At 59.8% G+C, this 599-nt stretch carries 1 protein-coding gene and 1 pseudogene; one reads left to right on the top strand and one right to left on the bottom strand.

The window, feature by feature from the left end; all coding sequences use genetic code 11:
• On the top strand, positions 1–305 hold a 305-nt coding region (tnpA, locus tag AB9K34_RS03705), incomplete at its 5' end, for an IS200/IS605 family transposase (RefSeq protein WP_369953094.1).
• Between the two features lie 5 nt (positions 306–310).
• Here the strand turns inward: tnpA and AB9K34_RS03700 are convergent.
• Positions 311–467: pseudogene (locus AB9K34_RS03700) on the bottom strand (transposase); the annotation flags it as partial.
• Between the last annotated feature and the right edge of the window lie 132 nt (positions 468–599).

Below are 599 nucleotides of genomic sequence, written 5' to 3'. Positions count from 1 at the left end.
ACATCTGCCGGCAGGTGTGCCGCGAGAACGAGGTCGACATCTTGCGCGGGGTGCTGTCGAGCGATCACGCCCACATGTTCGTCTCGGTGCCGCCGAAGCGCGCCATCTCGGATCTGGTGCGCAAGATGAAGGGCCGTTCGTCCCACAAGGTGCAACGGGAGTTTCCAGCCATCCGAAAGCGCTACTGGGACTGCCGGTTTTGGGGGCGAGGGTCCTTTTCAACCACCAACGGTGCCATCACCGAAGACATCCTGCTTCAGTACCCGGAACAGCACATCGCTGATCCTACAGGCGCCAGCCGGTAGTCGTTCAGTTCGGCGAAGGCCATCTTGATGGGATTGAAGTCCGGGCTGTAGGGCTGGTCGCGCGCCCGCCGCCTCGATCAGTTCTTGAACTGACGCCCCCTTGTGTCTCGACAGATTGTTCATGACGACCACATCGCCGGGCCGCAGGATTGGGATTAGGCCGTGTTGACAAAAGGTGTTAACAGGGCGGGCTGAACGTGATTCAAACTGGTATCTGCAATGGAGACCAGCTTGGCACGAGACCTGATGTCGGACGAAGAGTGGGCGTTTCATGAACGCTTCATCCTGGCCGCC

This window comes from Sedimentitalea sp. XS_ASV28, assembly GCF_041224545.1.
In the GTDB taxonomy this organism is placed as follows: domain Bacteria; phylum Pseudomonadota; class Alphaproteobacteria; order Rhodobacterales; family Rhodobacteraceae; genus Sedimentitalea.
The sequence above is the reverse complement of the archived record's forward strand: the minus strand, read 5'-3'. Positions and strand labels throughout refer to the sequence as shown.